Raw genomic sequence first — 24572 nt, forward strand, 5'->3', positions numbered from 1 at the left:
CGCGTCAACGTCATATGGGCTCTGATCCGTGACCGACGACGCTACGAAGTGACACCGCCGGTGACGGCGACCGCTTGACAACAACATTAGGAAGCCCGGTACGTCTCCAGCAGCCGCAGCCAGACCTCACTGATCGTCGGGAACGAAGGGACCGCGTGCCACAGCCGCTCCAGGGGCACCTCCCCCGCCACCGCGATCGTCGCCGAGTGCAGCAGTTCCCCGACGCCGGCCCCGACGAAGGTGACGCCGAGCAGGGTCTCCCGGTCCAGATCGACGACCATGCGGGCGTGGCCGCGGTAGTTGTCCGCGTACAGGCTCGCGCCCGCGACCGAGGCGAGGTCGTGGTCGACGGCGCGCACCCGGTGGCCCGCCTGTTCCGCCTCGGCGAGGGACAGACCCACGGAGGCGGCCTCCGGGTCGGTGAACACGACCTGCGGCACCGCGGCGTGGTCGGCCGTCGCACAGTGCGCGCCCCAGCGGTCGGACTCCAGGAGCGGGACGTGCTGCGCTCTCGCGGCGATGACGTCGCCCGCGATGCGCGCCTGGTACTTGCCCTGATGGGTGACCAGCGCACGGCGGTTGACGTCGCCGACGGCGTACAGCCACTCCGTGCCCGTGACGCGGCAGCTGTCGTCGACGGTCAGCCACGAGCCCGGTTCCAGGCCCACGGTCTCCAGCCCGATGTCGTCGGTGCGCGGTGCGCGGCCGGTCGCGAAGAGCACCTCGTCGGCCTCGATGCGCTCGCCGCCGGCGAGGACCAGGGTCACGGGGCCGCTGCCGCCGGGACGTTCGACGCCGGCCACCTCGGTGTCCGTCCGGATCGTGACGCCGGCCTCCTTCAGGCCCTCGGCGACGTGCTCGCCCACGAACGGCTCCATCCGGGGCAGCAGTCCCCCGCCGCGGACGAGCATGGTCACCTGCGAGCCGAGCGCCTGCCAGGCGGTGGCCATCTCGACGCCGACCACTCCCCCGCCGACGATCGCCAGCCGCCCCGGCGCCTCGCGGGCGCTGGTCGCCTCGCGGCTCGTCCACACACCGGCGCCCGCCAGGCCGGGGAGGTCGGGCAGGACGGCCCGGCTGCCGGTGCTGACGACGACGGCGTGCCGCGCGGTCAGCGAGTGGAGCTCGCCGTCCGGTCCGTGCACGACCACTTTCCTCGTGCCGTCGAGGGCGCCTCTGCCCCGGTAGACGTGGGCGCCGGTGGAGTCGAGCCAGGCGAGCTGGCCGTCGTCCTTCCAGTGGGACGCCTTCTCGTCACGGCGGGCGAGTACGGCCTTGGTGTCGAGGGCGCCTTGCATCGCGCCGTTCAGGCCGGGCAGCCTGCGGGCGTCGGCCCTGGCGATGACCGGACGCAGCAGCGCCTTGCTCGGCATGCACGCCCAGTACGAGCAGTCCCCGCCGATGAGTTCGCTCTCGACCACAGCGGTGCTCAGGCCCGCCGCTCTGGTCCGGTCCGCCACGTTCTCCCCGACGGGGCCCGCTCCCAGCACTACGACGTCGTACTCCACAGCTTGGGTCATAGGCACAGTCTGATCGGGGGTGTGCGTCATGGCCACATGGGCAGGGGCAGGAATACCACCGCCCCGGGCACCGTTGTCCGGGGCGAGTCCGCCGGTCGTCAGGAAGAGGTAGCAAGCCATGAGCACCGTTGAGCTCACCAAGGAAAACTTCGATCAGGTCGTGACCGACAACGAGTTCGTCCTGATCGACTTCTGGGCTTCCTGGTGTGGTCCCTGCCGCCAGTTCGCGCCCGTCTACGAGGGCGCGTCCGAGCGTCACCCCGACCTGGTGTTCGCGAAGGTCGACACCGAGGCCCAGCAGGAGCTCGCGGCGGCCTTCGAGATCCGCTCGATCCCCACGCTGATGATCGTGCGCGACAACGTCGCGGTCTTCGCCCAGCCGGGCGCGCTGCCCGAGTCGTCGCTCGAGGACGTCATCGGTCAGGCCCGCGCCCTGGACATGGACGAGGTCCGCAAGTCGATCGATGACGCCCAGCAGGGCGCCGCCGCCGAGGGCGGCCAGGCCCCGGCCTGAGCCGCCGAAGAGCGAGACCTGTGCCCTCCGGGCCATCAGTGGGACGTACGGGGCGTGAGCGGACGAAGGTCCGGTCGCGCCCCGTACATGTGCCCGCGGGCGTGCCGGTGACGGCCGCGTCAGCGCTCCAGTACGAGGGCGAGCCCCTGCCCCACCCCGATGCACAGGGCCGCCAGGCCGGTCCCGGACCCCGCCGCCGCGAGCTGGTGGGCCACGGAGCCGGTGAGCCGGGCGCCCGACGCGCCGAGCGGGTGGCCGATGGCGATGGCGCCGCCCCGCCGGTTCACGACCGAGGGGTCCAGTTCCGGCCACTCGGCCAGGCAGCCGAGCGACTGCGCGGCGAAGGCCTCGTTGAGCTCGAAGGCCGCCAGGTCGTCGAAGGACCTGCCCGCCTTCGTGAGGGCCCGCCGGACCGCTTCGACCGGGCCGAGCCCGAAGAGTTGCGGCTCGATCCCGGTGACCGCGGAGGCGCGGATCCGGGCAAGCGGCTCGCGGCCCGTCGCCCGCAGCCCCTCCTCGTCGACCAGAAGGAGCGCCGCGGCCCCGTCGTTGAGGGGTGAGGCGTTGCCCGCGGTGACCGTGCCGTCGGTGCGGAACGAGGGCTTCAGCTTGGCGAGAGCCTCCATGGAGGTGGCGTCGCGGATGCATTCGTCCCGCGGCAGGTCCACATCGCCGTAAGGGACGACCTCGCCGTCGTACAGGCCCTTCGCCCAGGCCTCCGCTGCCTTCTGGTGGCTGGCGAGGGCGAAGGCGTCCTGCTGCTCCCGCGTGATGGCGTGCTTGTCGGCGACGAGTTCCGCGCCCTCGCCGAGGGACACGGTCCACTCGGCGGGCATCGCCGGGTTGACCATGCGCCACCCGAGCGTGGTCGAGTGGAGCTGCTGGTGGCCCGCCGGGAAAGCGCGCTCCGGCTTCTGCAGCACCCACGGCGCGCGGGACATCGACTCGACGCCGCCCGCGATCGCCACCGTCGCGTCGCCGAGCGCGATGGCCCGTGCCGCCTGGATGACCGCCTCCATGCCGGAGCCGCACAGCCGGTTGACGGTGACGCCGGGCACGGAGACCGGCAGCCCGGCGAGCAGCACCGCCATCCGGGCGACGTCGCGGTTGTCCTCGCCCGCCCCGTTGGCGTCGCCGAACACGACGTCGTCGATCCGGGCGGGGTCCAGCTCCGGTGTCCGTTCCACCAGGGCCCGCACGACGTGCGCGGCGAGGTCGTCGGGCCGTACGGACGAGAGCGCGCCCCCGAACTTGCCGATCGGAGTGCGTACGGCGTCGACGATGTACACGTCGCGGATGCTCATCGGTTCTCTCCCAGGGCCTGGAGGGGCGGGCTGTTCAGTTCTTCGCTCGGGCCGGTTCTGCGGGCGGTTCGGTTCTTGCGGTCGCTTCGGCTCTTCGCTTGTTCGCGTGGTGAACTTTGGTTCACAATTGCTCGCGCCCGAGTTTCGGCCCGGCGGTGCCCGCTGTCAACGGCCTGCCGGGACGCCCGCCGCACAAGGAGCCCCATGCCGCAGCCCCCGCCCCCTCCCGTGGGCCCGCTCGACCGCGGCCTCGCCGTGCTGCGCGCCCTGTGCTCGCCCGAGGCCGCGGACCGGGTCCGGCACAGCGATCTCGCCCGTACGACGGGCCTGGCCCGCTCCACGGTGGACCGGGTGGTGTCCACGCTCGCCCGGCTGGAGCTGGTGCGCGGCGACGGACGCGAGGTGGCGCTCACGCCCCGGCTGCTGGAACTCGGCGGCGCGTACCTGACGGCGAGCGGACTCCCCGCGGCGCTGGGCCCCATGGTGGCGCGGCTCGCGGACGAGTTCGGCGAGCCGGTCTCGGTCGCGGTCCCCGATCAGGATCTGGTGCGGTTCGTCGTACGGGCGTCCAGCCGCCTGACCATGAACCTCAGCTTCAGGGTCGGGGACGCGCTTCCCGCGGAGCGGTGTGCCGCCGGCGCGGCCTTCCGGGACGGGCGCGAGTCGGCGTTCGACGAGTCGCAGGAGCCGTCATACGGGGTCGAACCGGGTCTGGTGACGGTCGCGCTGCCGCTGCGGGACGCCGCCGGGCGGACGGTGTGCGCGGTGAGCGTGGCCAGTCACACCAGCCGCCACACGGCCGACTCGCTGGCCCGAGCGGTGCTGCCCCGGCTGCGCCGGACACACGGCGCGATGGAGGAGGCGCTCGCCGCGCCGCGGCCGCAGCGCGGCGCGCCGGCGGCCCGGGGCGACGACTCGACCGCGGCGGCCAAACGGGAACTGGGGCCCGCGTATCTGCAGTCCCTGGCCCGGGGGCTCGACGTGCTGCGTGCGCTGGGCGCGGACCCCGGCGGGGGTGTGCCGCTGACCGCGGTCGCGGAGGCGACCGGTCTTGCGCGTGCCACGGCCAGGCGGTCGCTGCTGACGCTGGAGCACCTCGGCTACGCGGGGCGGAGCCCCGACGGGCAGCGCTTCGTACTGCGGCCGCGCGTCCTCGAACTGGGCTGCGCCCGGCTGTCGGGCCTCGGTCTGACCGACATCGCGCAGCCGCATCTCGCGGACCTGGTGCGGCGGGTCGGCGAGTCGGCGTCGCTGGCGGTCCTCGACGGGGCCGACATCCGCTACGTGGCACGGGTGCCGACCGTACGCATCATGAGCATCGACATCACCGTCGGTACCCGCTTCCCGGCGTACGCCACCGCGATGGGGCGGGTGCTGCTCGCCGGTCTGCCGGCGGGCGAGCGGCCCGCGCTGCCGGCCGAGCTGCCGGCGCTGACCGGGCACACCGTGACGTCGGCGGGCCGGCTGACGGCCGTCCTCGACGAGGTGGCGGCGCAGGGCCACGCGCTGGTCGACCAGGAGCTGGAGGAGGGCCTGCGTTCGCTCGCCGTCCCGGTCCGCGACGGCCGGGGCAGGGTGGTGGCCGCGCTGAACGTGGCGCAGCACGCCGGGCGGGGCAGCGCGGAGGCGATGCGCGCGGCGATGCTGGGCGCGCTGCGCGAGGCGGCGGGGCGGGTGGAGGCGGAGCTGGGAGCGGTGGGGGTGGTGACGGGCGCGGCGTGACGACGGCACGGGGCGCCCGCGGCCGACCCGCCGCGTCACACGTCGGCCGCGTCCACCACGCGTACGACCAGGCCCAGCGACAGCTCCGCGCCGTCCACCAGCAGTGCCTCCACCGTGCGGGTCCGCGGGTCGATGTCGGCCTCGACGCCGTCGCCGACGTACCGCGGGTAGCCGGACGCGCCCTGCTCGCCCGTGGCGTCGACGACGGCGACACGGATCGCGTGACGGGCGAGGGTGGCGGGGTCCTGGCTTTCTGCGGTCTCGGGGATGACGAGGATCCCGAAGCGCTGCGGTTGAGTGTTCATGCAGGCGACGCTAGACACCCGCCGCGCGCCGCGCACTACGGTGCCGGGATGACGCATTCCGCCACGCCCGTGCCCGGCGCCCCGCGCCCGCACGGCTCCTCCCGCGCCGACGCCGCCCCCGACCTGCCCGGCAGCACCGGGCCGACCGCCACCACGGAGGCCGCTGCGGCCCGTGTCGGGCCGGTGCGCACGTCGTATGCCCCGAACCGCGACGGCGATCCCGACCCGGGCGAGATCGTGTGGACATGGGTGCCGTTCGAGGAGAACGACGGGCGCGGCAAGGACCGGCCGGTGCTGGTGGTGGCCAGGGAGGCGGGCGGCACGCTGCTCGCCGTGCAGCTGTCCAGCAAGCGCCACGACCACGACCACGAGTGGGTGCCGATCGGCGTCGGGCCGTGGGACGCCGCCGGGCGCGAGTCGTGGGTGGATCTGGACCGGGTGCTGCGGGTGCACGAGGCGGGGATGCGCCGCGAGGCGTGCGCGCTGGACCGGACCCGGTTCGACCAGGTCGTGCGGCGGCTGCGGGAGCGCTACGGCTGGAGCTGAGCGCCGGCACCGGGCCGGTCGACGCAGGCGCCGGGCGCTACGGCCGGGGCGCAGCGCCCGCGCCGCACCGGTCCGCGAAGGCGCTGCGGAAGGCGGCCAGGGCGGGCGACGTGCCCGGCTTGTCCAGGACGGCGAAGACGATCTCGTCGAAGTGGCCGGCGAACCGGCCCCCGCCCGTGAGCAGGCCGTGGAACACCCCGGCCACCACCGCCGGATCGTTGCGGAAGACCCCGCAGCCCCACGCGCCGAGCACGAGACGGCGGTAGCCGCCCGCCACCGCCGTCTCCAGGACCCGCTCGGCACGGGAGGCGAGCGCGGCGGGGATGCGGTGGGCCTCGTCGGGGGTGCGGCTGGTGATGACCCCGGCGTTGGGCGCGGGCGAGGTGAGGAAGCCGGCCGTGTACGGCGTCTCCAGCAGCCGGCCGCGGTCGTCGCGGAAGACGGGCACGCCCGGGGAGAGAATCACCCGGTCGGAGTAGAAGGCGCTGCGTTCGGCGCGGTGGTGGTCGTAGAACCCGGGAACGCGCAGCAGCGTGGCGTACAGGGCGGAGGCCCGGCACAGCGCCTCCTCCTGTGCCTGCGCCCCGTTGAGGTAGCCGCCGCCGGGGTTGCGCGCGGAGGCGAAGTTCAGGACGGCTACCGGGCCGGGTCCGGCGGCGGTGAGCCGGCGGGCCGCCTCCGTGCTGCTCTCGCCCGTGACCTCGCGGGCGGTGGCCCGGTCGGTGTCCGGCGTGACCGCCACGGGGGCGGGCCCGTACAGCCGGGGGGCCTCCAGCGCCGCGGCGAGTCCCGGTTCCAGGCGCACCTCGCGTCCGTCGGGCAGGTGGTACTTCCCGGCCCGGACGATCTCCTCGGTCTGCTTCGCGATCCCCCGCAGTCGTGCGCTCATGGAGTCATCATCGAGAACCGCGGGTAACGGCCGCAAATACATTTCCGCTCCTCAAAGCGGCTCCCGGAGGCGCTCTTGTGCGCGGCCGCGGCAGTGGCCTTAGGTTGACTGAGTCCCTACGACAGGGTCCCTTCGACAGGAGGAGCGATCATGCATCCACCCGGAACGGGCGACTTCGGCCGTCCGATGTCCGAGCCAGAGGCAGAGGACCTGCTCCGATGCATCTGTTTCAAGACGGGCCCTCCGCGCACCGTCGGTGTGGAGCTGGAGTGGCTGGTCCACGCGAGGGAGCAGCCCGAGAAACCCGTGCCGCAGGACCGCCTTGAGGCGGCCTTCGACGACATACGCGCCCTGAGCCTGAATTCCGCGCTCACCTTCGAGCCGGGCGGCCAGCTGGAGCTCAGTTCGCGCCCCGCCGCCTCGCTGATGGAGTGCATCGACTCCACAGCCGCCGACCTGGCAGCCGTACGGGCTGCGCTCCGTCCGGCGGGCCTCTTCCTGAACGGGCTGGGCCTGGATCCCTGGAATCCGCCCCGCCGCATCCTCCGTCAGCCTCGCTACGACGCGATGGAGACGTATCTCGACCGCTCCGGCCCCTTCGGCCGCTCCATGATGTGCAGCTCCGCCTCGGTCCAGGTGTGCCTGGACGCGGGCGAGGAGGAGCCGGGGCCGCTCGGCCACGGCCGCCGCTGGCGGCTCGCCCATCTGCTCGGCGCCGTACTGCTGGCGGCATTCGCCAACTCCCCCTTACTGGCCGGGCGTCGCACCGGCTGGCGTTCCACCCGGCAGGCGGTGTGGAACGTGCTGGATCCGGTGCGCCCCATGGCGCCGCAGCTGGAGTCCGAGCCGCGTGCGGCGTGGGCGGCGCACGTCCTGGACGCCCCGGTGATGTGTGTGCGTACGCGGGAGGGTCCGTGGCCCCTGCCCGACCGGCTCAGCTTCCGTGAGTGGCTGCGCTCGGACACGGAGCGGGCGCCGACGGCGGAGGATCTGCAGTACCACCTCACGACGCTCTTCCCGCCGGTACGGCCCCGCGGCCATCTCGAGTTGCGCATGATCGACGCGCAGTCCGGCGAGGACGGCTGGATGGTGCCGCTGGCCGTCACCACGGCGCTGTTCGACGATGCCGAGGCCGCGGAGACGGTGTACCGGGCGCTGAAGCCGCTCGCCGAGTGCATGGACGCGCACGCCATGGCGCCGCGCAGCCCGCTGTGGGTGGCGGCCGCGCGGCACGGGCTGGCCGATCCGGAGCTGCACGCGGCCGCCGTGACGTGTTTCGCCGCCGCACTGGAGGCGCTGGACCGGCTCGGCGTCTCCGCGCCGGTACGCGACGCCGTCGCCCGCTTCAACGACCGCCATGTCCTGCGGGGCCGGTGCCCCGCCGACGACCCGAGCTTTCCCCCCGTCGGGAAGGAGTCCGGCACATGACCGACGAACTGCGGGGTCAGGCTCTCGACGCGCTGACCCGTGCCCGTGCCCGTACCGCCGCTCTCACGTCCTGTGTCGACGACCGCGACCTGACCGCGCAGCACTCTCCGCTGATGTCGCCGCTGGTGTGGGACCTGGCCCACATCGGCAACCAGGAGGAGCAGTGGCTGCTGCGCACCGTCGGCGGGGGTGAGGCGCTGCGGCCCGAGATCGACTCGCTCTACGACGCGTTCGAGCACCCGCGGGCGGCGCGCCCCTCGCTGCCGCTGCTGGCGCCCGCGGAGGCGCGGATCTACGCGTCCGACGTCCGCGGCCGGGTGCTGGACATCCTGGAGCGGACCCCGTTCGAGGGCGGTCCGCTGGTGGACGCGGGCTTCGCCTTCGGCATGATCGCCCAGCACGAACAGCAGCACGACGAGACGATGCTGATCACCCATCAGCTGAGGATGGGCCCGGCCGCGCTGTCCGCGCCCGCGCCGCCCGTCCATGACACCGGCTCGCTGCCGACCGAAGTCCTGGTGCCCGCCGGGCCGTTCACGATGGGCACGTCCACCGAGCCGTGGGCGCTGGACAACGAGCGGCCCGCGCACGAGCGGGTCGTGCCCGCGTTCCACATCGACACCGTGCCGGTGACCTGCGGCCGGTTCCAGGCGTTCATCGAGGACGGCGGCTACCGCGAGCGGCGCTGGTGGGCCGATGAGGGCTGGGACCAGATCCGCCGGCACGACATCGGCGCCCCGCTGTTCTGGCGGCGGGAGGGCGGTGTGTGGCTGCGCCGCCGTTTCGGGGTGACCGAGGAGGTGCCGCCGGAGGAGCCGGTCCTGCACGTCAGCTGGTACGAGGCGGACGCCTACGCCCGCTGGGCGGGGCGCCGGCTGCCCACCGAGGCCGAATGGGAGAAGGCTGCCCGGCACGACCCGGACACCGGCCGGACCCGGCGCTACCCGTGGGGCGACGAGGAGCCCACGGCGGAGCACGCCAACCTCGGCCAGCGCCATCTGCGGCCCGCCCCCGCCGGCAGCTATCCGGACGGGGCGTCGCCGCTGGGCGTACGGCAGCTCATCGGCGACGTGTGGGAGTGGACCGCGAGCGACTTCCTGCCGTATCCGGGCTTCGCCGCGTTCCCCTACCGGGAGTACTCGGAGGTGTTCTTCGGCAGCGAGCACAAGGTGCTGCGCGGCGGTTCCTTCGCCGTCGACCCGGTCGCGTGCCGGGGCACCTTCCGCAACTGGGACCTGCCGGTGCGCCGCCAGATCTTCTCCGGCTTCCGTACGGCGCGGGACGCGCACGAGCGGGGCGACGGAAACGGAGGGCTCGCCTGATGTGCCGTCACATAGCCGTGCTGGGCCCGCCGGAGCCGCTGGGCGCCGCGCTCGTCCGGCCGCCGAACGGTCTGCTGCGCCAGTCCTGGGCGCCGCGGCACCAGCGTCACGGCACGGTCAACGCCGACGGTTTCGGTGTCGGCTGGTACGCGGAGGGCGACCCGGTGCCCGCCAGGTACCGGCGCGCGGGACCGATCTGGGCCGACCTGTCCTTCACCGACCTGGCGCGGGTGGTGCGCGCTTCCGCGGTGCTCGCCGCCGTGCGGGACGCCACCGAGCCGGGCGCGGACGCCGAGGCCGCGGCGGCGCCGTTCGCCTCCGGGCCCTGGCTGTTCAGCCACAACGGGGCGGTGCGCGGCTGGCCCGCCTCGATGGGCGCGCTCGCGACGGCGCTGCCCGCGGACGAGCTGCTGTCGATGGAGGCGCGCAACGACTCGGCGCTGCTGTGGGCGCTGGTGCTGCGCCGGCTGCGGGCCGGCGACGGCCTCGGGCAGGCGCTCGCCGACACCGTCCGTGACGCGGCCGTGGCCTCTCCCGGGTCCCGGCTGAACCTGCTCCTCACCGACGGCACGGCGATCGCCGCGACCGCGTGGGGCGACACGCTCTGGTATCTCACCGAGCCCGGCCGGCGCACGGTCGTGGCCTCGGAGCCGTACGACGACGATCCCCGCTGGCAGGAGGTGCCCGATCGCACGGTACTGACCGCGACCCGCACCGAGATCCTGCTGACCGAGCTCAAGGAGCCGACCCAGTGAGCCCGTTCCAGCTGACCCGCACCCTGCCCGAGGACGCGACGGACGCCGCGCTGCGCGCCGACGTGCTGCACGGCCTGACCCGTACCCCCAAGTCCCTGCCGCCCAAGTGGTTCTACGACGCGCGCGGCAGCGAGCTCTTCGAGGAGATCACCAGACTGCCCGAGTACTACCCGACGCGCGCCGAGCGGGAGATCCTAGCCGCCCGGGCTCCGGAGATCGCCGCGGCGACCGGGGCGCGGACCCTGGTGGAGCTGGGGTCCGGCTCCTCGGAGAAGACCCGTTTCCTGCTCGACGCGCTCCCCGGCCTGCACACCTATGTGCCGGTCGACGTGAGCGAGAGCGCGCTGGAGGGGGCCGCGGAGGCGCTGCTCGCCGAGCGCCCGGCGCTGAATGTGCACGCCCTGATCGCCGACTTCACCCGGGGGCTGGCGCTGCCCGGTACGCCGGGGCCGCGGCTGGTCGCCTTCCTGGGCGGCACGATCGGCAATCTGCTGCCCGGGGAGCGGGCGGTGTTCCTGCGGTCGGTGCGCTCCCTGCTGGACCCCGGGGACTTCCTGCTGCTGGGGACGGACCTGGTGAAGGACGAGGAGGTGCTGGTGCGCGCGTACGACGACGCGGCGGGGGTGACCGCCGCGTTCAACAAGAACGTGCTCGCCGTCCTCGCCCGGGAGCTGGGCGCGGACGTCGACCCGGACGATTTCGACCATGTGGCGCTGTGGAACAGCGAGAACGAGTGGATCGAGATGCGGCTGCGGGCGCGTTCGGCCTTCACCGTCAAGATTCGCGAGCTTGATCTGGCGGTGCCGTTCGAGGCGGGCGAGGAGCTGCGCACGGAGGTCTCGGCGAAGTTCCGTCAGGACGGTGTGCGGACCGAACTCCGCGCGGCGGGCCTGGAGCTGACGCACTGGTGGACGGACGAGGAGGGCAGGTTCGCCCTGTCGCTCTCGACGGCGAGCTGAGCGGCCCGCGCCAGTGAGCGGCGGTCGGGGACGCTCCCGGGGAGGATCGGCGGCAGCAGCCGGATCTCCGCGGTGAGCGCCCCGGCCGTCGCCACCCGCCACAGGGAGGCGAGCAGCGGGTCGTCACCGACGAAGGCAGCCGCCCCGGTCGGGGAGAACGTGATGCGTACGGGCTGGACGGCGACGCCCGCGTCCAGCGCGGCCTGGAAGGCGGCCGGCCGGAACCGTCCGCCGCCGCGGCCGCACCAGGTGGAGCCCTCCGGGAAGACGACGACCCGCGACCCCGCGCGCAGCGCGCCCGCCATCGCCGCCACGGTGGCGGGCAGCGTGCGCAGCCGGTCACGTTCCACGAAGAGGGTGCCGCCGCGGGCGGCGACCGCACCGAGGACGGGCCAGCAGCGCACCTCGCTCTTGGCGAGCATCCGCCCGGGCAGTGCGGCGGCGACCAGCGGGATGTCCAGCCACGAGATGTGGTTGGCCACGACGAGCGAGCCCCGCAGGCCGTGCGGGAGGCCCACGACGCGTACCCGCACGCCGAACGCCCGCAGCACGGCCCGTGACCACCAGCGGGTGACCCGGTGGCGGCCGGAGGCGCGCAGCAGGGCCGCCAGAGGGGCGAGCAGCAGGCCGCAGACGACGGCCGCCAGGCCGGCGAGCAGCCGCACGGCGGCTCTGAGCGGACCGGCCACGGTGCCGTGGTGGGTGGCGCAGGCCTTCGGTGTGCAGGGCGCGGTGGGCAGCCAGACGCTCATCGGGCCGGTGCCAGGGAGAGGAAGTGGCGCAGGTAGCGGGGGTTGGTGCGGCGCAGCGACAGCAGGACGTAGAGGTCGGCTACGTTGAAGTCGGGGTCGTGGGCGGGGGCGCCGCAGACCCAGGCGCCGAGCCTGAGGTAGCCGCGCAGCAGCGGCGGCAGTTCGGTGCGGCCGGCGGGGCGGGGAACGTTCTCCGCGTTCCAGAGCTTGTGCGGGGTGACCCAGTACTCCTCGGGCGCGAGGTTCCTGTCCCGCACGGTGTCCCAGGTCGCGGCCGCGAGGCCGCCGCCGTCGTTGAGCGGGACGGAGCAGCAGCCGGCCAGCCAGTTGTGGCCGGTGCGGGTCATGTAGCGGGCGAGGCCGGCCCAGGTGAGCGCGATCACGGCGCCGTTGCGGTGCAGCGGGTGGACGCAGGAACGGCCGACCTCGACGAGGTCGTCGCGGATGGGGCCGAGACGGGTGAGGTCGAACTCGCCCTCACAGTAGAGGCGGCCGGCGATCCGGGCGCGCTCCGGCGGGAGCAGCCGGTAGGTGCCGACGACCTCGCCGGTGTCCGTCTCGCGGACCAGCAGGTGGTCGCAGTAGGCGTCGAAGGCGTCGGTGTCCAGACCGGGCTCGGGCCCGTCGAGCCGGGCGCCCATCTCGCCGGCGAACACCTGGTGGCGCAGCCGCTGGGCGGCGCGGACGTCCTCCTGGTCGCGGGCGAGTGAGACGACGTAGCGGGGCTCGTCGCCCCGGGCCGGCAGGGGGGTGGGTGCGGGAGCGGGCGCCTGGGCCGGGAGCGGAGCAGGCATGACGAGCGGCGATGCGGGCATGGCGGTCTCCTGTGCCGGACGGAAGGACGGACCGCGGGGTGAGCGGCCCGACTCCTTGTTTCTTCCGTGGCAGGCTGGATTCGGCATGACCGCCCGGCGGAGAGCGGATGTGAGGACGCTGAATGCCGGGCGTCCGGGCCCGCCGGTGGGCCCGGACGCCGCGGCACTCGGGTCCCCCCGGCACGTCAGGGGCGCAGTGCCGCCGTGATCCTGTCGGACGCCGCGCGCGCCACACGTGCCGGGTCCTGGCCCTGGAGGACGGCCGTCATGTACGGCTTGATCGGGTTGGCGGCCTCGACCGCCGCCCACTGCGGGGAGTTCGGGGTGGCGCGGCCCTGCGCGGCGCCGGCGGCCATCGCGGACGTGCCCTCGTTGCCCTCGATGACGCCGGCGAGTGTCGTCTTGTTGGGCACATAGTTCATCGTCAGGGCGAGCTCCGTCTGCCACTTCTCGCTCGCGAGCGCCGTGACCACCTCGACGCCGGCGGACCGGTCGCTCGCGTTCTCGGGCACGATCAGGTCGGAGCCGCCGGTGAACACGGCGCCCGGCGCCTCGGACGTCTTTCCCGGCACCGGGAAGAAGCCCAGCCTGCCCTTGAGCGCGGGGTTGGCCTTCTCGATGGCGGGCACCAGGCTCGGCACCGCGATGATCTGCGCGACGTCGCCCTGGGCGAAGACCTTCTCCTGGGGCGGGGTGACCTCGTCCGCGTCCTTCGGTCCGTTCCCGAGCGACTGGAGCTCCTGGTAGAAGGCCATGCCGCGCAGCGCCTCCTTGGTGTGCAGGGCGCCCTCCCAGTTGCCGCCCCGCTCGACGGCCAGTTCGCCGCCCTCGTCCCAGACGAACCCGGCGAGGGTGTACCAGTCCTGGCCGGAGAGGTACATGCCCTGCCGGCCGCCGCCGTCGAGCTTCTCGGTGGTCTCCAGCCACTCGGCGCGGTCCTTGGGCGGCTCGGTGATGCCCGCCGCCTCGAACAGGTCCTTGTTGTAGATGACGACGCGGTTGGCCGCGTACCAGGGGATGCCGTACTGGGAGCCGTTGATGCTGCCCGGTTCCGCGAGGCCCGGCAGCCACTCCTCGCTGCCGAGGTCACGGACCGACTCGAGGGTCAGGTCGCGCAGCGCGTCACTCTCCGCGTACCGGGCGACCTGGGTGTTGCCGACCTCGATGACCTCGGGCGCGTCGTCGCTCTCGAGCGCCGCCATCACCTTCTCGCCGATGCCGGTCCACTGCTGGAAGGTCACCTCCAGCTCGACGGACGGATGTTCCTTCTCGTACTCGCTGGTGAAACGCTCGAGGAACTCTTCGGAGACACTGCCCTGCATCAGCCAGACGTCCACGGTGGTCCGGCCCGAACCGCCGGGGAGAACCCCGCAGCCGCCGAGCGCGACGGCGCACACGAGCGCGGTGGGCAGGGCGAGCGAGCGCTTCTTCACGTAGGACACCTTCTGCGGGACACGGAGCATGGGACCCGACGTGGGGGGAAGCGCACGGCGCTCGCACGGGTGTGTGGCTGGATTTTGGTCTGCACCAAAGGCCCGGTCAAGTCCGTCGGCCGAGGGAGAACCGGTGAGCGCCCGACACGGGGTGCTCACCGGGCCTTCACGCCGCGCTCATGACTGTGGCCGAGACGCGCCCGTGCCGCGTGGCCGGCGGGACGCGCCAGTGTGCCCGTCCGCCCGGTCCCGACGCCTCGCGGGAAGCGTGCCGGTGGGGCACGGTGGAGGGAACGCATCGAGAGGAGCGCGACAGACATGTCCAACCACACGTACCGCGTCACCGAGATCGTGGGCACCTCGCACGACGGTGTCGACCAGGCCATTCGCAACGGAGTCAGCCGGGCGTCGCAGACGCTGCGGGGCCTCGACTGGTTCGAGGTGATCCAGGTCCGCGGTCATATCGTCGACGGGCGGATCGAGCACTACCAGGTCGGCCTGAAGGTCGGCTTCCGCCTCGAGGACGGCGACTGACGCCGTCCCGAGCGGCGTCGCGGAACAGCAGCCTCAGGTGCGGCCCTCGCGCTCCTGCGCCTCCCGCATCGCGGGCGTCGTGCTCGACGCGCCCCAGCGCGCCGCCCGGACCACCCGGAAGCCGGCGCGCTCGGCGTCCTGGCAGACCAGTTCGTCGTCGTCGACCAGCATCCCGACCTCCCGGTCGCGGGCGAGCCGCCGCAGGATCTCCAGCTTGGTCCTGCGGGCCGGCCGCCGGTCGTCGTTGCGCCGCATGAACAGCCGGCCCTCCGGCAGCCCCTGGGCGGCGAGCCAGGCCACGGTGTCGGCCCTGCACCGCTCCGGCCGGCCCGTGAGATACATGACCTCGCACTCCTTCGCGGCCTCCAGGCACAGCGCCACCCCCTCGGCGAGCGGTGGATCGTCGGGCGCGGCGGCGAAGAAGGCGTCCCAGGCGCGGGGTCTGCGCTCCAGCAGATGCTGGCGGTGCCCGGCGTCGGAGAGCGTTCCGTCGAGGTCGAATACGGCCAGCGGCCTGCTGCTGCGTGTCACGTCGCCCACCCTAGATCGGCGGACGGGAATCCCGGCGTGCCCTGAGCGTTGAACCCGTATGTGAGCTCAGCCATCGCTTCGACCCGCCTGTCCGTGCTCGACCTTTCCCGCACCCGGGAGGGGCACGACGGCCCCGCCGCGCTGCGCGACACCGTGGCCCTGGCCCGGCAGGCGGAGGCGCTCGGCTACCACCGGTTCTGGGTCTCGGAGCACCACGGTGTGCCCGGCGTCGCCGGTTCGGCGCCGACCGTGCTCGCGGCGGCCGTCGCGGCCGCCACCGATTCGATCCGCGTGGGGACCGGCGGGGTCATGCTGCCCAACCACCAGCCGCTGGTCGTCGCCGAGCAGTTCGGGGTGCTGGAGTCGCTGTTCCCGGGCCGCGTCGACATGGGGCTGGGCCGTTCCGTCGGCTTCACCGACGGCATCCGCAGGGCGCTGGGCCGGGAGAAGAGGGACGCCGAGGACTTCGCGGCGCAACTGGAGGAGCTGCTCGGCTGGTTCACCGGCGAGCAGACCGGGCACCCGCAGGTGCGCGCACGCCCCTCGGAAGGGCTCCGGGTCCCGCCGTACGTGCTCGCCACCGGCGAGGGCGCCCGGGTCGCGGCACATGCCGGTCTGCCGCTCGTCGTCGGCGATCTGCGCGGCCGGGAACGGCTGCTGACGGCCGTGGACGGCTACCGGCGGGAGTTCCGTCCGTCCCGGTGGGCCGAGCGGCCGTACGTGATCGTCTCGGGCACGGTCGCCGTCGCCGGGACCGAGGAGGAGGCGCACCGACTGCTGATGCCGGAGGCCTGGTCGATGGCGTACTCACGCACCCATGGGACCTTTCCGCCGCTCCTGCCGCCCGAACGGATCGAGGCACTGGAGATGACCGCCAAGGAGCGCGGCTTCTACGAGCCGGGGCTGCGGGGCCACATCGCGGGCACCGAGGAGCAGGTGGCCGACGCGCTGGGGACGGCGATCAAGGAGAGCGGCGCCGACGAGGTGCTGGTCACGACGAGCACGTACGACCGCACGGCGCTGCTGGACTCGCTGCGGAGGCTGGCCCGGCTCGCGGGCCTGACACCGGCACCGGCACCGGCGGGCTGACCGGCGACGGCACCCGGCGGCACGCGTCCGGGCGGCGGTGGCGCCGCCCGGACGGCAGGGTCAGGCGGCGGTGTCGTAGGTGTAGTGCGGCCGGTGGTCGAGCAGGTCGGCGGGGGTCACGTCGTTCCAGGGGCGCATCGTGCCGCGCAGGTCCACCACGTCGGAGGTGGCGGCCGCCGGGGCGTACGCCGAGTCCGGGTGGCGTTCCTGCCACTGGGTCCAGAGCCGGTCGATGAAGGCGTGGTGCAGCCAGAACACCGGGTCGTTGGGCGAGACGCCGGTGGCCATCTGACCGCCGACCCAGACATGGACCCGGTTGTGGAGGTTGACGCCGCGCCAGCCTTCGAGGTGGTTGCGGAAGCCGTCGGACGCGCTGTTCCACGGCGGCATGTCATAGACGGGCATGGCGAGGACCGAGTCGGTCTCGGCCCGGGTGGGCAGCTGGAGGCCGTGGGCGCCGAGCGAGCGGCGCAGATGGTCACGGCCGTCCACCCGTACGGTGATGGGCCAGTTCCCGGTGGACGCGGCGAACGGCCCGTCCGTCACCCGGCCGTCGCGGCTGCGGCCGGTGCCGCCGAGGAAGTCGGCGGCCCACAGTGAGGAGGCGACCGTCCGGTCGGCCGTCCAGTCCCAGTACGGCAGGGCGACGGACGGGTCGACGGTCTGGAGCGCCTGCTCGAAGTCGAGGAGGAATCTGCGGTGCCACGGCAGGAACGACGGCGAGCGGTGGCCGGTCCGGGGCCCGTGGTCGGTGTCGGCCATGATGAAGCCGTTGTGGGTGGTGACGAAGGCGTCGTAGCGGCCGGTGCGTTTGAGTTCGAGCACGGCGTCGGTGAAGCGCCTCTTCTCGGCGGTGGTGAGCGCGGCCTGGTTCTTGCGTACGGTCATGGTGCGGGCTGCTCCCTGATCAGGCGGGGTCGAGGGGGACGAGGGAGGCGCCCTGGAGCTCCAGGACGGCGGCGCGCGCGATGGCCCGCAAGGTGGCCCGGGGCTCGTAGTGGTTCACGACGCTGATCCAGGTGCCGTCGGCGTTGCGCATGACGTGCAGTTCGCGGCCGTCGATCCGGACGGCCCAGCCGCCCGCGTGGTGGTCGTGGTGTCCGCCGCCGTGCGACGGACCGCCCTGTATCCGGCGGCCGAGGTAGACCTCGTCGAAGGGCTGCGGAGTGTTCGGGCCGGTACGGCGCGGCAGCGCGATCGGTGCCGAAGGCGCGGAAGGTGCGGCCGGTGCCGCGCCGACGGCCGCGAGGCCCGCGGCTGCGACGCCGGCGCCCAGGGCCCGGCGGCGGGTGAGTCGGGACATGGCTGATCCCCCAGAGGTGGTCCGTGTACGGCGGTGTGGTCGGCACCGCCGTACACATGCCTACCTGGGTCCGCGCGGCGTCCGGTAAACGGTGGGGACCGGTTGGCCCCGAACTGGACAACTCACCGCGAGTGGTACGGAATTGAACGGAGTTGATCTTGCGCTGACACACCTGTCACGGAAGCACGGAGGCACATATTCCGCTCTGAAACCAGCTTGTTGACGGACTTTCTGCGGTACAGGCACGGAACCCATGCGCATTCTCGCGTCCTGAACATGACCGGAACATATGCCGATCCATTCGGCGACGCGGCGACCGCGGCCCCTCAGCCGTACACCACCGACCAGGGCCGCGGCCCCTGCTCCTCTCCCCCGCCGCCGGGCACCGCCGTGCGGTCACGCCCCAGCACTTCCGCCGCGACGGCCGCGAACTCCCGGACGGCGGCGCCGTGCGGCGACCCGCGCGGCCAGGCGGCGCGGATCCGCTGGGCGAGGGGGCGGCCGACGAGCGGCCGCCAGGCGGCCCTGGGCTCCTTCCGTGCGACCGGCCCCTGGTCGAAGGCGACTCCGTGGCCCGCCGTCACCAGCCCGATCAGGAACGCGGGGTTGCGCGCGTGTCTGATCCTGCCGGGGACGAACCCTTCACGCCGGCAGACGTCGAGCGCCATGTCGTACCAGCCGGGCGCCGACGCCCGGGGGAAGAGGACCAGGTCGTGGCCCGCCAGGTCGGCCAGGGCGACCTCCGGCAGCCGGGCGAGCGGCGAGGTGCGGGGAAGCACCACCCCCAGCTCGATGCGGACCTCCGGGCCCAGCTCCAGTTCCGTGGCGTCGACCGGCTGGTGCACCAGGCCCGCGTCCAGGCCCCCGGAGGCCAGCAGCCGCAACTGCTCGTCCGTCGTCACCTCCTGGAGGTCGACCCGCAGCCCCCGGTCGTCGCACTGGGCGAGGAGCGCGCCGAGCACGGCGGCCGAGGTGTCGGGCGGCACGCCGGCGCGCAGAGTGCCGAGGTCGCCGTCGCGGGCGCGCCGTACCAGCGCCCTCGTCCGCTCCTCGCGGGCCAGCAGTTCCTTCGCCTCGTCCAGGAGGACCGACCCGGCCGGGGTGAGCCGCACCTGCCGGCGGGAGCGGTCGAAGAGTTCGGCCCCGAGGTCGTCCTCCAGCCGGCGGACGGCACGGCTGAGCGGGGGCTGGGCCATGCCGAGCCGTTCGGCTGCCCGCCCGAAGTTCAACTCGTCGGCGACGGCGACGAAGATACGCAGGTGGCGCAGGAGATCCACGGGACGACCTTAGGCGACAGAGCAAGGAGTGCTGATCCGGATGCCGGAGGAGGAACGGCTGGTGGAGGAACGGCTGGTGGAGGAACGGCTGGGCGCGGTGTTCGCCGCGGCGGGGGCCGAGGGGGCGCTGCACGCCGTGGACATCGACGGCCCCGGCGAGGCGGGGTGCCGCCCGGACGAACCGGTGGTGGTCGCCTCGGTGTTCAAGGTGCTGCTGGTGCTGGAGTTCACCCGCCAGTCCGAGGCCGGTCAGCTCGATCCACGGGAGCGGGTCCGGGTGGGCGCGGACCGGCGGCTCGGCGGCTGGGGCACCGGCGGCTGCCTGGACGACGTGGAGCTGTCGCTGCGCGACCTGGCGCACTTCGCCATGGCGGTGAGCGACAACACGGCCGCCGACCTGCTGATGGAACGGGTGGGACAGGACACCGTGGCACTGCTCGCCGGGGAACTCGGCCTGGCGAACACGCGGATCGTGGGCGGACCGCGGCAATTGCTGGAGTCGATGCTCGCCGAGGTGGGCGCCCGCGACGAGCGGGAGTTCGCCGCCGTGTTCCCGACCCTGTCCCCGGAGCGGGTGCGGGCCCTCGGCGTCCACGACCCTGCCCGTACGAACGCGAGCACACCGCGCGACATGACGCGGCTGCTGCGGATGGTGTGGCGCGACGAGGCGGGGCCGCCCCGGGCGTGCGCCCAGGTGCGGGACCTGATGGCCCGCCAGGTGTTCCGGCACCGGCTGCCCGCCGGGTTCGGCGACGGGGTGCGCGTCACGGCCAAGACGGGAACGCTGCCCGGGCTGCACAACGAGGTGGGCGTGGCCGAGTTCCCGGACGGCGGGCGGTACGCGGTCGCCGTGTTCGCCCGTACCCCGGATCTCGTCGCGAACCACACGCAGACGGACGTGGCCATCGGCGCGGCGGCGCGGACCGCGGTGGATCTGCTGCGCGCGTCCCGGTCCGGGCACCCCGTCCGACCAGGCGTCATGCGTCCTGGGGTATGAGTCGTGCGGTGTCCGGGTCTTGGACACCCGCCGTCCGGGGCTGATCTTCTCTGCCCCATGAGCGAACACCCGATGAGCGAATCCATGAACTCGCGGCCCGCCGACGGACGACGGGCCTTCGTACGGCGGACCCTGCTGCGCGGCGCGGCCCTGGGCGCGGCGGTTCCGCTGCTGCCCGCCGCGGCCGGCGCCGCGCACGCCGGCCCGGCCGGGGCGGCGCGGAGCACCACGCAGACGCCGAGTCCCGACGCGGCCACGCTGCGCTGGCTCGGCACGTCCGGCTGGCGCATCGGCGTCGGCGGCCGGACCGTCCTGTTCGACCCGTACATCACGCGCTTCCCGACGGGTCTGTTCGGCCCGAAGGGGAGCTTCGACCCGAACACCCCGCTGAGTTGCGACAAGGAGCTGGTGGCCCGCCACGCGGGCAGTCCGGAGCTGGTGCTCGTCAGCCACACGCACTGGGACCACCTGGGCGACGTGCCGTACATCGCGGCGTCGACCGGCGCCCGGGTCGTCGGCACGGAGACGACGTACCACGTGCTGCGGTCGCTCGGCGTGGACGCCGGGCAGATCAGTGTGGTGAAGGGGGGCGAGGTGCTCGACTTCGACGGTTTCACGGTCGAGGTGGTGGCGAGCCGCCACAGCCGCAACGCGAAGTGGTCGTACTTCGCGCCGGGCACCCTCCACGCCGTGCCGAGCCGGGCCCCGCGGACCATCTCGGATCTCCCGGAGGGCGACACGCTCGCCTTCCAGGTGACCGTCGCCGGCGGCCCTTCCTTCTTCCTCATGGGCGCCAGCGACTTCGACGAGCGGTCCGCGGCCGGGCTGCGGCCCGACGTGCTGATGGCCGCGACGCCCTCGACCCGCTCCACGCACCGCTACCTGCCGCGGCTGCTGGACACGCTCGGGAACCCGGGGACGGTCGTCCCCGTGCACTGGGACAACTTCGAGGAGCCGCTGAGCGCGCCGCCGAAGCGTGATCCGGTGATGGACCTCGACGGGTTCACGGCCGCGGTCCGCCGGCTCTCCCCCGACTCCCGGATCGTGGTGCCCGACTACGCGACGGTGTACGGCGCCGATCTGCGGCCTACCGCCTGACCTTGCGGGTCGCCCGCAGCCACTCACGGTTCATCGCGGCGATGGACGGCAGGGGAATGCCCTTCGGGCAGGCGGTGGCGCACTCCCCGGTGAGGGTGCAGCCGCCGAACCCCTCGTCGTCCATGGCCGCGACCATGTCGAGCACCCGGGTCTCCCGCTCCGGCGCGCCCTGCGGCAGCACATTGAGGTGGTTCACCTTGGCCGAGGTGAAGAGCATCGCCGAGCCGTTGGGGCAGGCCGCGACGCAGGCTCCGCAGCCGATGCACTCGGCGTGCTCGAAGGCGGAGTCGGCGTCCGGCTTGGGCACGGGGGTGGCGTGGGCCTCGGGGGCCGAGCCGGTGGGGGCGCTGATGTAGCCGCCGGCCTGGATGATCCGGTCGAAGGCGGATCGGTCGACCACCAGGTCCTTGACGACGGGGAAGGCCGAGGCCCGCCACGGCTCGACGTCGATGGTGTCGCCGTCGCGGAAGGAGCGCATGTGGAGCTGGCAGGTGGTGGTGCGTTCGGGGCCGTGGGCGTCACCGTTGACGACCAGCGAACAGGCGCCGCAGATGCCCTCGCGGCAGTCGTGGTCGAAAGCGACGGGCTCCTCGCCGCGCAGGATGAGGTCCTCGTTGAGGGTGTCCAGCATTTCCAGGAACGACATGTCCGGGGAGATGCCGTCGACCTCGTAGGTGGCCATGGCGCCTTCGGCGTCCGGGCCGTGCTGGCGCCAGACGCGCAGGTTGAGCTTCATGCGTAGCTCCGCTGGGTGGGGTGGACGTACTCGAAGACGAGGTCTTCCTTGTGCAGTACCGGTGCGCCGCCGGTGAACTCCCAGGCGGCCGCGTAGGCGAACTCGTCGTCCTTGCGGGCGGCTTCGCCGTCGGCGGTCTGCGACTCCTCGCGGAAGTGGCCGCCGCAGGACTCGGCGCGGTGCAGGGCGTCGAGGCACATCAGCTCGGCGAGCTCCAGATAGTCGACCACGCGGTTGGCCTTCTCCAGCGACTGGTTGAACTGCTCACCGGTGCCCGGGACCTTGATCCGGCGCCAGAACTCCTCGCGGATCTGCGGGATCCGCCTCAGGGCCTTGCGCAGGCCCTCGTCGGTGCGGGCCATTCCGCAGAAGTCCCACATGAGTTCGCCGATCTCGCGGTGGAAGGAGTCGGGCGTACGGTCCCCGTCGACGGCCAGCAGCAGGTTGATCCGGTCCTCTGTCTCCGCGACGGCCTCGGTGACCGCCGGGTCGGCGGGGTCGACGGCATCGAGGCCGCCGCGGGCGAGGTAGTCGTTGAGAGTGGACGGCAGGACGAAGTAGCCGTCGGCGAGGCCCTGCATGAGGGCGGAGGCACCGAGGCGGTTGGCGCCGTGGTCGGAGAAGTTGGCCTCGCCGATGGCGAAGAGGCCGGGGACCGTGGTCTGCAGGTCGTAGTCGACCCAGAGTCCGCCCATCGTGTAGTGGACGGCCGGGTAGATCCGCATCGGGACCTTGTACGGGTTCTCCGCGGTGATCCGCTCGTACATCTCGAAGAGGTTGCCGTACTTCTCCTCGACCCTGTCTCTGCCCATCCGCGCGACGGCGTCGGCGAAGTCCAGGTAGACGCCCTCCCGTCGCCCACCACCGCCCTCAACCGAGGAGCCTTCGGCCCCGCCCCCCTGGCCCTGGCCGCCGGGGCCGACGCCGCGGCCCTCGTCGCAGACGTTCTTGGCCGCCCGTGAGGCGATGTCGCGGGGGACGAGGTTGCCGAAGGCCGGGTAGATCCGCTCCAGGTAGTAGTCGCGTTCCTCCTCGGGGATCTCGTTCGGCGGGCGGGCGTCGCCGCGCGCCTTGGGCACCCAGATGCGGCCGTCGTTGCGCAGTGACTCGCTCATCAGCGTCAGTTTGGACTGGTGGTCGCCGGTGCGCGGGATGCAGGTGGGGTGGATCTGGGTGAAGCAGGGGTTGGCGAAGTACGCGCCGCGGCGGTGGGCCCGCCAGACGGCGGTGGCGTTGGAGTTCATGGCGTTGGTCGACAGGTAGAAGACGTTGCCGTAGCCGCCGGTGGCGAGGACCACGGCGTCGGCGAAGTGCGTGGAGATCTCGCCGGTGACCAGGTCGCGGGCGACGATGCCGCGGGCGCGTCCGCCGACGACGATCAGGTCGAGCATCTCGGTGCGTGCGTGCAGCGTGACGTTGCCGGCCGCGATCTGGCGGGAGAGGGCCTGGTAGGCGCCGAGCAGCAGTTGCTGGCCGGTCTGCCCGCGGGCGTAGAAGGTGCGGGAGACCTGGACGCCGCCGAAGGAGCGGGTGTCGAGCAGTCCGCCGTACTCGCGGGCGAAGGGAACGCCCTGGGCGACGCACTGGTCGATGATCTCGACGGAGATCTCGGCGAGGCGGTGGACGTTGGACTCGCGGGCGCGGAAGTCGCCGCCCTTGACGGTGTCGTAGAACAGCCGGTGGACGGAGTCGCCGTCGTTGCGGTAGTTCTTGGCGGCGTTGATGCCGCCCTGCGCGGCGATCGAGTGGGCCCTGCGCGGGGAGTCCTGGTAGCAGAACTGCTCCACGTGGTAGCCCTGTTCGGCGAGTGTGGCGCCGGCGGCGCCGCCCGCGAGACCGGTGCCGACGACGATGACGGTGTGGCCGCGGCGGTTGGCCGGGTTGACGAGCTTGGCCTCGAAGCGGCGCCTGGCCCAGCGTTCCGCGACCGGTCCGTCGGGGGCCCTGGTGTCGGCGATCGGCGCGCCGACCTCGTAGTCGGCGTAGTCGGGGTACGTCATGTCAGCTCACCAATCCGGTCATGACGGCGACGGGTACGGAGACGAATCCGGCGGTCAGCGCGAGGGCCAGGCCGCCTGCGACGGCCTTCAGGGCGCGGTCGCGGCGGGCGTCGCCGGCGCCGAGGGTCTGCGCGGCGCTCCAGAAGCCGTGCCGGACGTGCAGTCCGACGGCCAGCATGGCGACGACATAGATCACGTTGCCGTACCAGGTGGAGAAGGTGTCCACGACGTTCTGGTAGGGGCGCCCTTCCTCGAAACCGCCGGGGTGGACGGTGCCGGTGGTCAGGTCGAGGACGTGCCAGACGATGAACAGCGCCAGGATGACGCCGCCCCAGCGCATGGTGCGGGTGGCGTAGCTCGCGCCTCGGCGCTTGTGCACGTACGCGGTGGGCCGGGCCCTGATGTCGCGCCGGCTGAGCTGGTACGCGCTGACCGCGTGGGCGACGACGGCGGCGAGCAGCACGACGCGGACGATCCACAGCGCCCAGGAGTGGTGCAGGAGCGGGGCGCCCATGGTGCGCAGCCAGTGGCCGTAGGCGTTGAACTCGTCCGGCCCGAAGAAGATCTTGAGGTTGCCCATCACATGGGCGACGAGGTAGCCGAGCATGATCAGACCGCTGACGGCCATGACCGTCTTCTTGCCGACGGTCGAGCGCCAGAAGGTGCGTGTCATGGACGGTTGTCGTTCCGTCCGCGTTGCCAGAGCCATGGTGGTGACGCTAGGGGCCGGGACCATCAGAGGT

General features: G+C 73.2%; 25 protein-coding genes. 11 read left to right on the top strand and 14 right to left on the bottom strand.

Annotated features, from left to right (window positions below; translation table 11 throughout):
• Positions 1-86 precede the first annotated feature (86 nt).
• On the bottom strand, positions 87-1520 hold the full coding sequence (locus ACFYOP_RS02915) for an NAD(P)/FAD-dependent oxidoreductase (protein ID WP_356891151.1): 1434 nt from the start codon (positions 1518-1520) through the stop codon (positions 87-89).
• Between the two features lie 118 nt (positions 1521-1638).
• On the opposite strand from ACFYOP_RS02915, the gene trxA reads away from it, so the two are divergent.
• A complete protein-coding gene (trxA, locus tag ACFYOP_RS02920; protein WP_356891149.1) occupies positions 1639-2034 on the top strand; it encodes a thioredoxin in 396 nt (131 codons plus the stop codon).
• A 119-nt stretch (positions 2035-2153) separates the two neighbouring features.
• On the opposite strand, the gene ACFYOP_RS02925 is transcribed toward trxA, so the two are convergent.
• Positions 2154-3338 (bottom strand): thiolase family protein, encoded by a 1185-nt coding sequence (locus ACFYOP_RS02925; protein WP_356891147.1) that lies wholly within the window; start codon positions 3336-3338, stop codon positions 2154-2156.
• A 204-nt stretch (positions 3339-3542) separates the two neighbouring features.
• Between ACFYOP_RS02925 and ACFYOP_RS02930 the strand changes: the two genes are divergently transcribed.
• Entirely contained in the window at positions 3543-5060 is a 1518-nt protein-coding gene (locus ACFYOP_RS02930) for an IclR family transcriptional regulator C-terminal domain-containing protein (protein WP_356891145.1), read from the top strand.
• Between the two features lie 35 nt (positions 5061-5095).
• On the opposite strand, the gene ACFYOP_RS02935 is transcribed toward ACFYOP_RS02930, so the two are convergent.
• The gene (locus ACFYOP_RS02935; protein WP_356891143.1) at positions 5096-5365 is read right to left on the bottom strand and encodes a hypothetical protein; all 270 of its coding nucleotides are present in this window, start codon (positions 5363-5365) and stop codon (positions 5096-5098) included.
• Between the two features lie 48 nt (positions 5366-5413).
• On the opposite strand from ACFYOP_RS02935, the gene ACFYOP_RS02940 reads away from it, so the two are divergent.
• The gene (locus ACFYOP_RS02940; protein ID WP_356891141.1) at positions 5414-5911 is read left to right on the top strand and encodes a type II toxin-antitoxin system PemK/MazF family toxin; all 498 of its coding nucleotides are present in this window, start codon (positions 5414-5416) and stop codon (positions 5909-5911) included.
• 37 nt (positions 5912-5948) lie between these two features.
• On the opposite strand, the gene ACFYOP_RS02945 is transcribed toward ACFYOP_RS02940, so the two are convergent.
• The gene (locus ACFYOP_RS02945; protein WP_356891139.1) at positions 5949-6800 is read right to left on the bottom strand and encodes a TIGR02452 family protein; all 852 of its coding nucleotides are present in this window, start codon (positions 6798-6800) and stop codon (positions 5949-5951) included.
• A gap of 150 nt (positions 6801-6950) precedes the next feature.
• On the opposite strand from ACFYOP_RS02945, the gene egtA reads away from it, so the two are divergent.
• The 4 genes from egtA to egtD are packed head-to-tail and all read left to right on the top strand — an operon-like array spanning position 6951 to position 11264.
• Positions 6951-8228 carry an ergothioneine biosynthesis glutamate--cysteine ligase EgtA gene (gene egtA, locus ACFYOP_RS02950; RefSeq protein ID WP_356891137.1) on the top strand — a complete coding sequence of 426 codons (1278 nt, stop codon included), beginning with the start codon at positions 6951-6953 and terminating at the stop codon, positions 8226-8228.
• Complete coding sequence (egtB, locus tag ACFYOP_RS02955) at positions 8225-9550, top strand: ergothioneine biosynthesis protein EgtB (RefSeq protein WP_356891135.1); 1326 nt, start codon at positions 8225-8227, stop codon at positions 9548-9550. The genes egtA and egtB overlap by 4 nt, the downstream gene beginning before the upstream one ends.
• Entirely contained in the window at positions 9550-10305 is a 756-nt protein-coding gene (egtC, locus tag ACFYOP_RS02960) for an ergothioneine biosynthesis protein EgtC (RefSeq protein ID WP_356891133.1), read from the top strand. Before egtB ends, egtC begins: the two co-directional genes overlap by 1 nt.
• Positions 10302-11264 carry an L-histidine N(alpha)-methyltransferase gene (egtD, locus tag ACFYOP_RS02965; protein WP_356891131.1) on the top strand — a complete coding sequence of 321 codons (963 nt, stop codon included), beginning with the start codon at positions 10302-10304 and terminating at the stop codon, positions 11262-11264. The genes egtC and egtD overlap by 4 nt, the downstream gene beginning before the upstream one ends.
• On the opposite strand, the gene ACFYOP_RS02970 is transcribed toward egtD, so the two are convergent.
• The 3 genes from ACFYOP_RS02970 to ACFYOP_RS02980 all read right to left on the bottom strand — a co-directional run bounded on the left by ACFYOP_RS02970 (position 11159) and on the right by ACFYOP_RS02980 (position 14264).
• Positions 11159-12016 (bottom strand): lysophospholipid acyltransferase family protein, encoded by an 858-nt coding sequence (locus ACFYOP_RS02970; RefSeq protein WP_356891129.1) that lies wholly within the window; start codon positions 12014-12016, stop codon positions 11159-11161. The two genes, egtD and ACFYOP_RS02970, sit on opposite strands and share 106 nt — an antisense overlap.
• Positions 12013-12831, bottom strand: coding sequence for a GNAT family N-acyltransferase (locus ACFYOP_RS02975; protein WP_356891127.1), 819 nt, complete (start codon positions 12829-12831; stop codon positions 12013-12015). Before ACFYOP_RS02975 ends, ACFYOP_RS02970 begins: the two co-directional genes overlap by 4 nt.
• A 185-nt stretch (positions 12832-13016) precedes the next feature.
• The gene (locus ACFYOP_RS02980; protein ID WP_388450718.1) at positions 13017-14264 is read right to left on the bottom strand and encodes an extracellular solute-binding protein; all 1248 of its coding nucleotides are present in this window, start codon (positions 14262-14264) and stop codon (positions 13017-13019) included.
• 318 nt (positions 14265-14582) lie between these two features.
• On the opposite strand from ACFYOP_RS02980, the gene ACFYOP_RS02985 reads away from it, so the two are divergent.
• Positions 14583-14798, top strand: a complete 216-nt coding sequence (locus ACFYOP_RS02985) for a dodecin (RefSeq protein WP_356891123.1) — start codon at positions 14583-14585, stop codon at positions 14796-14798.
• 33 nt (positions 14799-14831) lie between these two features.
• Here the strand turns inward: ACFYOP_RS02985 and ACFYOP_RS02990 are convergent, their stop codons facing one another.
• Positions 14832-15329, bottom strand: a complete 498-nt coding sequence (locus tag ACFYOP_RS02990) for a hypothetical protein (protein ID WP_356891121.1) — start codon at positions 15327-15329, stop codon at positions 14832-14834.
• 60 nt (positions 15330-15389) lie between these two features.
• On the opposite strand from ACFYOP_RS02990, the gene ACFYOP_RS02995 reads away from it, so the two are divergent.
• Positions 15390-16418: an LLM class flavin-dependent oxidoreductase gene (locus ACFYOP_RS02995; protein ID WP_356891119.1), complete on the top strand. Its 1029-nt coding sequence runs from the start codon at positions 15390-15392 to the stop codon at positions 16416-16418.
• A gap of 60 nt (positions 16419-16478) precedes the next feature.
• Here ACFYOP_RS02995 and ACFYOP_RS03000 read toward each other — a convergent pair whose 3' ends face one another.
• The 3 genes from ACFYOP_RS03000 to ACFYOP_RS03010 all read right to left on the bottom strand — a co-directional run bounded on the left by ACFYOP_RS03000 (position 16479) and on the right by ACFYOP_RS03010 (position 18998).
• Positions 16479-17306 (bottom strand): tyrosinase family protein, encoded by an 828-nt coding sequence (locus ACFYOP_RS03000; protein ID WP_356891117.1) that lies wholly within the window; start codon positions 17304-17306, stop codon positions 16479-16481.
• A gap of 19 nt (positions 17307-17325) precedes the next feature.
• Positions 17326-17721 (bottom strand): tyrosinase cofactor, encoded by a 396-nt coding sequence (locus ACFYOP_RS03005; RefSeq protein WP_356891115.1) that lies wholly within the window; start codon positions 17719-17721, stop codon positions 17326-17328.
• A gap of 326 nt (positions 17722-18047) precedes the next feature.
• Positions 18048-18998 (bottom strand): LysR family transcriptional regulator, encoded by a 951-nt coding sequence (locus ACFYOP_RS03010; RefSeq protein WP_356891113.1) that lies wholly within the window; start codon positions 18996-18998, stop codon positions 18048-18050.
• Positions 18999-19038: 40 nt separating this feature from the next.
• On the opposite strand from ACFYOP_RS03010, the gene ACFYOP_RS03015 reads away from it, so the two are divergent.
• Positions 19039-19995, top strand: coding sequence for a serine hydrolase (locus tag ACFYOP_RS03015; protein ID WP_388450722.1), 957 nt, complete (start codon positions 19039-19041; stop codon positions 19993-19995).
• A gap of 72 nt (positions 19996-20067) precedes the next feature.
• Entirely contained in the window at positions 20068-21093 is a 1026-nt protein-coding gene (locus tag ACFYOP_RS03020) for an MBL fold metallo-hydrolase (protein ID WP_356891210.1), read from the top strand.
• On the opposite strand, the gene ACFYOP_RS03025 is transcribed toward ACFYOP_RS03020, so the two are convergent.
• From ACFYOP_RS03025 to ACFYOP_RS03035, 3 genes are read right to left on the bottom strand one after another with little or no spacing between them, the layout of a single operon-like run.
• Entirely contained in the window at positions 21083-21829 is a 747-nt protein-coding gene (locus ACFYOP_RS03025) for a succinate dehydrogenase/fumarate reductase iron-sulfur subunit (RefSeq protein ID WP_356891111.1), read from the bottom strand. The genes ACFYOP_RS03020 and ACFYOP_RS03025 overlap by 11 nt on opposite strands.
• On the bottom strand, positions 21826-23829 hold the full coding sequence (locus ACFYOP_RS03030) for a fumarate reductase/succinate dehydrogenase flavoprotein subunit (RefSeq protein ID WP_356891109.1): 2004 nt from the start codon (positions 23827-23829) through the stop codon (positions 21826-21828). Before ACFYOP_RS03030 ends, ACFYOP_RS03025 begins: the two co-directional genes overlap by 4 nt.
• A gap of 1 nt (position 23830) precedes the next feature.
• Positions 23831-24538: a succinate dehydrogenase gene (locus ACFYOP_RS03035; RefSeq protein WP_356891107.1), complete on the bottom strand. Its 708-nt coding sequence runs from the start codon at positions 24536-24538 to the stop codon at positions 23831-23833.
• Positions 24539-24572 lie beyond the last annotated feature (34 nt).

The organism is Streptomyces sp. NPDC006294, assembly GCF_042870895.1.
Taxonomy (GTDB): domain Bacteria; phylum Actinomycetota; class Actinomycetes; order Streptomycetales; family Streptomycetaceae; genus Streptomyces.

Bases quoted from the DNA above. Each gene is read 5' to 3' on its own strand.
- ACFYOP_RS02925 (WP_356891147.1), bottom strand. From the start codon at position 3,338: ATGAGCATCCGCGACGTGTACATCGTCGACGCCGTACGCACTCCGATC.
- trxA (WP_356891149.1), top strand. From the start codon at position 1,639: ATGAGCACCGTTGAGCTCACCAAGGAAAACTTCGATCAGGTCGTGACC.
- ACFYOP_RS03035 (WP_356891107.1), bottom strand. From the start codon at position 24,538: ATGGCTCTGGCAACGCGGACGGAACGACAACCGTCCATGACACGCACC.
- ACFYOP_RS03005 (WP_356891115.1), bottom strand. From the start codon at position 17,721: ATGTCCCGACTCACCCGCCGCCGGGCCCTGGGCGCCGGCGTCGCAGCC.
- ACFYOP_RS02915 (WP_356891151.1), bottom strand. From the start codon at position 1,520: ATGACCCAAGCTGTGGAGTACGACGTCGTAGTGCTGGGAGCGGGCCCC.
- ACFYOP_RS02975 (WP_356891127.1), bottom strand. From the start codon at position 12,831: ATGCCCGCATCGCCGCTCGTCATGCCTGCTCCGCTCCCGGCCCAGGCG.
- ACFYOP_RS03000 (WP_356891117.1), bottom strand. From the start codon at position 17,306: ATGACCGTACGCAAGAACCAGGCCGCGCTCACCACCGCCGAGAAGAGG.
- ACFYOP_RS03020 (WP_356891210.1), top strand. From the start codon at position 20,068: ATGAGCGAATCCATGAACTCGCGGCCCGCCGACGGACGACGGGCCTTC.
- egtB (WP_356891135.1), top strand. From the start codon at position 8,225: ATGACCGACGAACTGCGGGGTCAGGCTCTCGACGCGCTGACCCGTGCC.
- ACFYOP_RS02940 (WP_356891141.1), top strand. From the start codon at position 5,414: ATGACGCATTCCGCCACGCCCGTGCCCGGCGCCCCGCGCCCGCACGGC.
- ACFYOP_RS02935 (WP_356891143.1), bottom strand. From the start codon at position 5,365: ATGAACACTCAACCGCAGCGCTTCGGGATCCTCGTCATCCCCGAGACC.
- ACFYOP_RS02930 (WP_356891145.1), top strand. From the start codon at position 3,543: ATGCCGCAGCCCCCGCCCCCTCCCGTGGGCCCGCTCGACCGCGGCCTC.
- ACFYOP_RS02945 (WP_356891139.1), bottom strand. From the start codon at position 6,800: ATGAGCGCACGACTGCGGGGGATCGCGAAGCAGACCGAGGAGATCGTC.
- ACFYOP_RS03015 (WP_388450722.1), top strand. From the start codon at position 19,039: ATGCCGGAGGAGGAACGGCTGGTGGAGGAACGGCTGGTGGAGGAACGG.
- egtA (WP_356891137.1), top strand. From the start codon at position 6,951: ATGCATCCACCCGGAACGGGCGACTTCGGCCGTCCGATGTCCGAGCCA.
- ACFYOP_RS03025 (WP_356891111.1), bottom strand. From the start codon at position 21,829: ATGAAGCTCAACCTGCGCGTCTGGCGCCAGCACGGCCCGGACGCCGAA.
- egtC (WP_356891133.1), top strand. From the start codon at position 9,550: ATGTGCCGTCACATAGCCGTGCTGGGCCCGCCGGAGCCGCTGGGCGCC.
- ACFYOP_RS02970 (WP_356891129.1), bottom strand. From the start codon at position 12,016: ATGAGCGTCTGGCTGCCCACCGCGCCCTGCACACCGAAGGCCTGCGCC.
- ACFYOP_RS03030 (WP_356891109.1), bottom strand. From the start codon at position 23,829: ATGACGTACCCCGACTACGCCGACTACGAGGTCGGCGCGCCGATCGCC.
- ACFYOP_RS02985 (WP_356891123.1), top strand. From the start codon at position 14,583: ATGTCCAACCACACGTACCGCGTCACCGAGATCGTGGGCACCTCGCAC.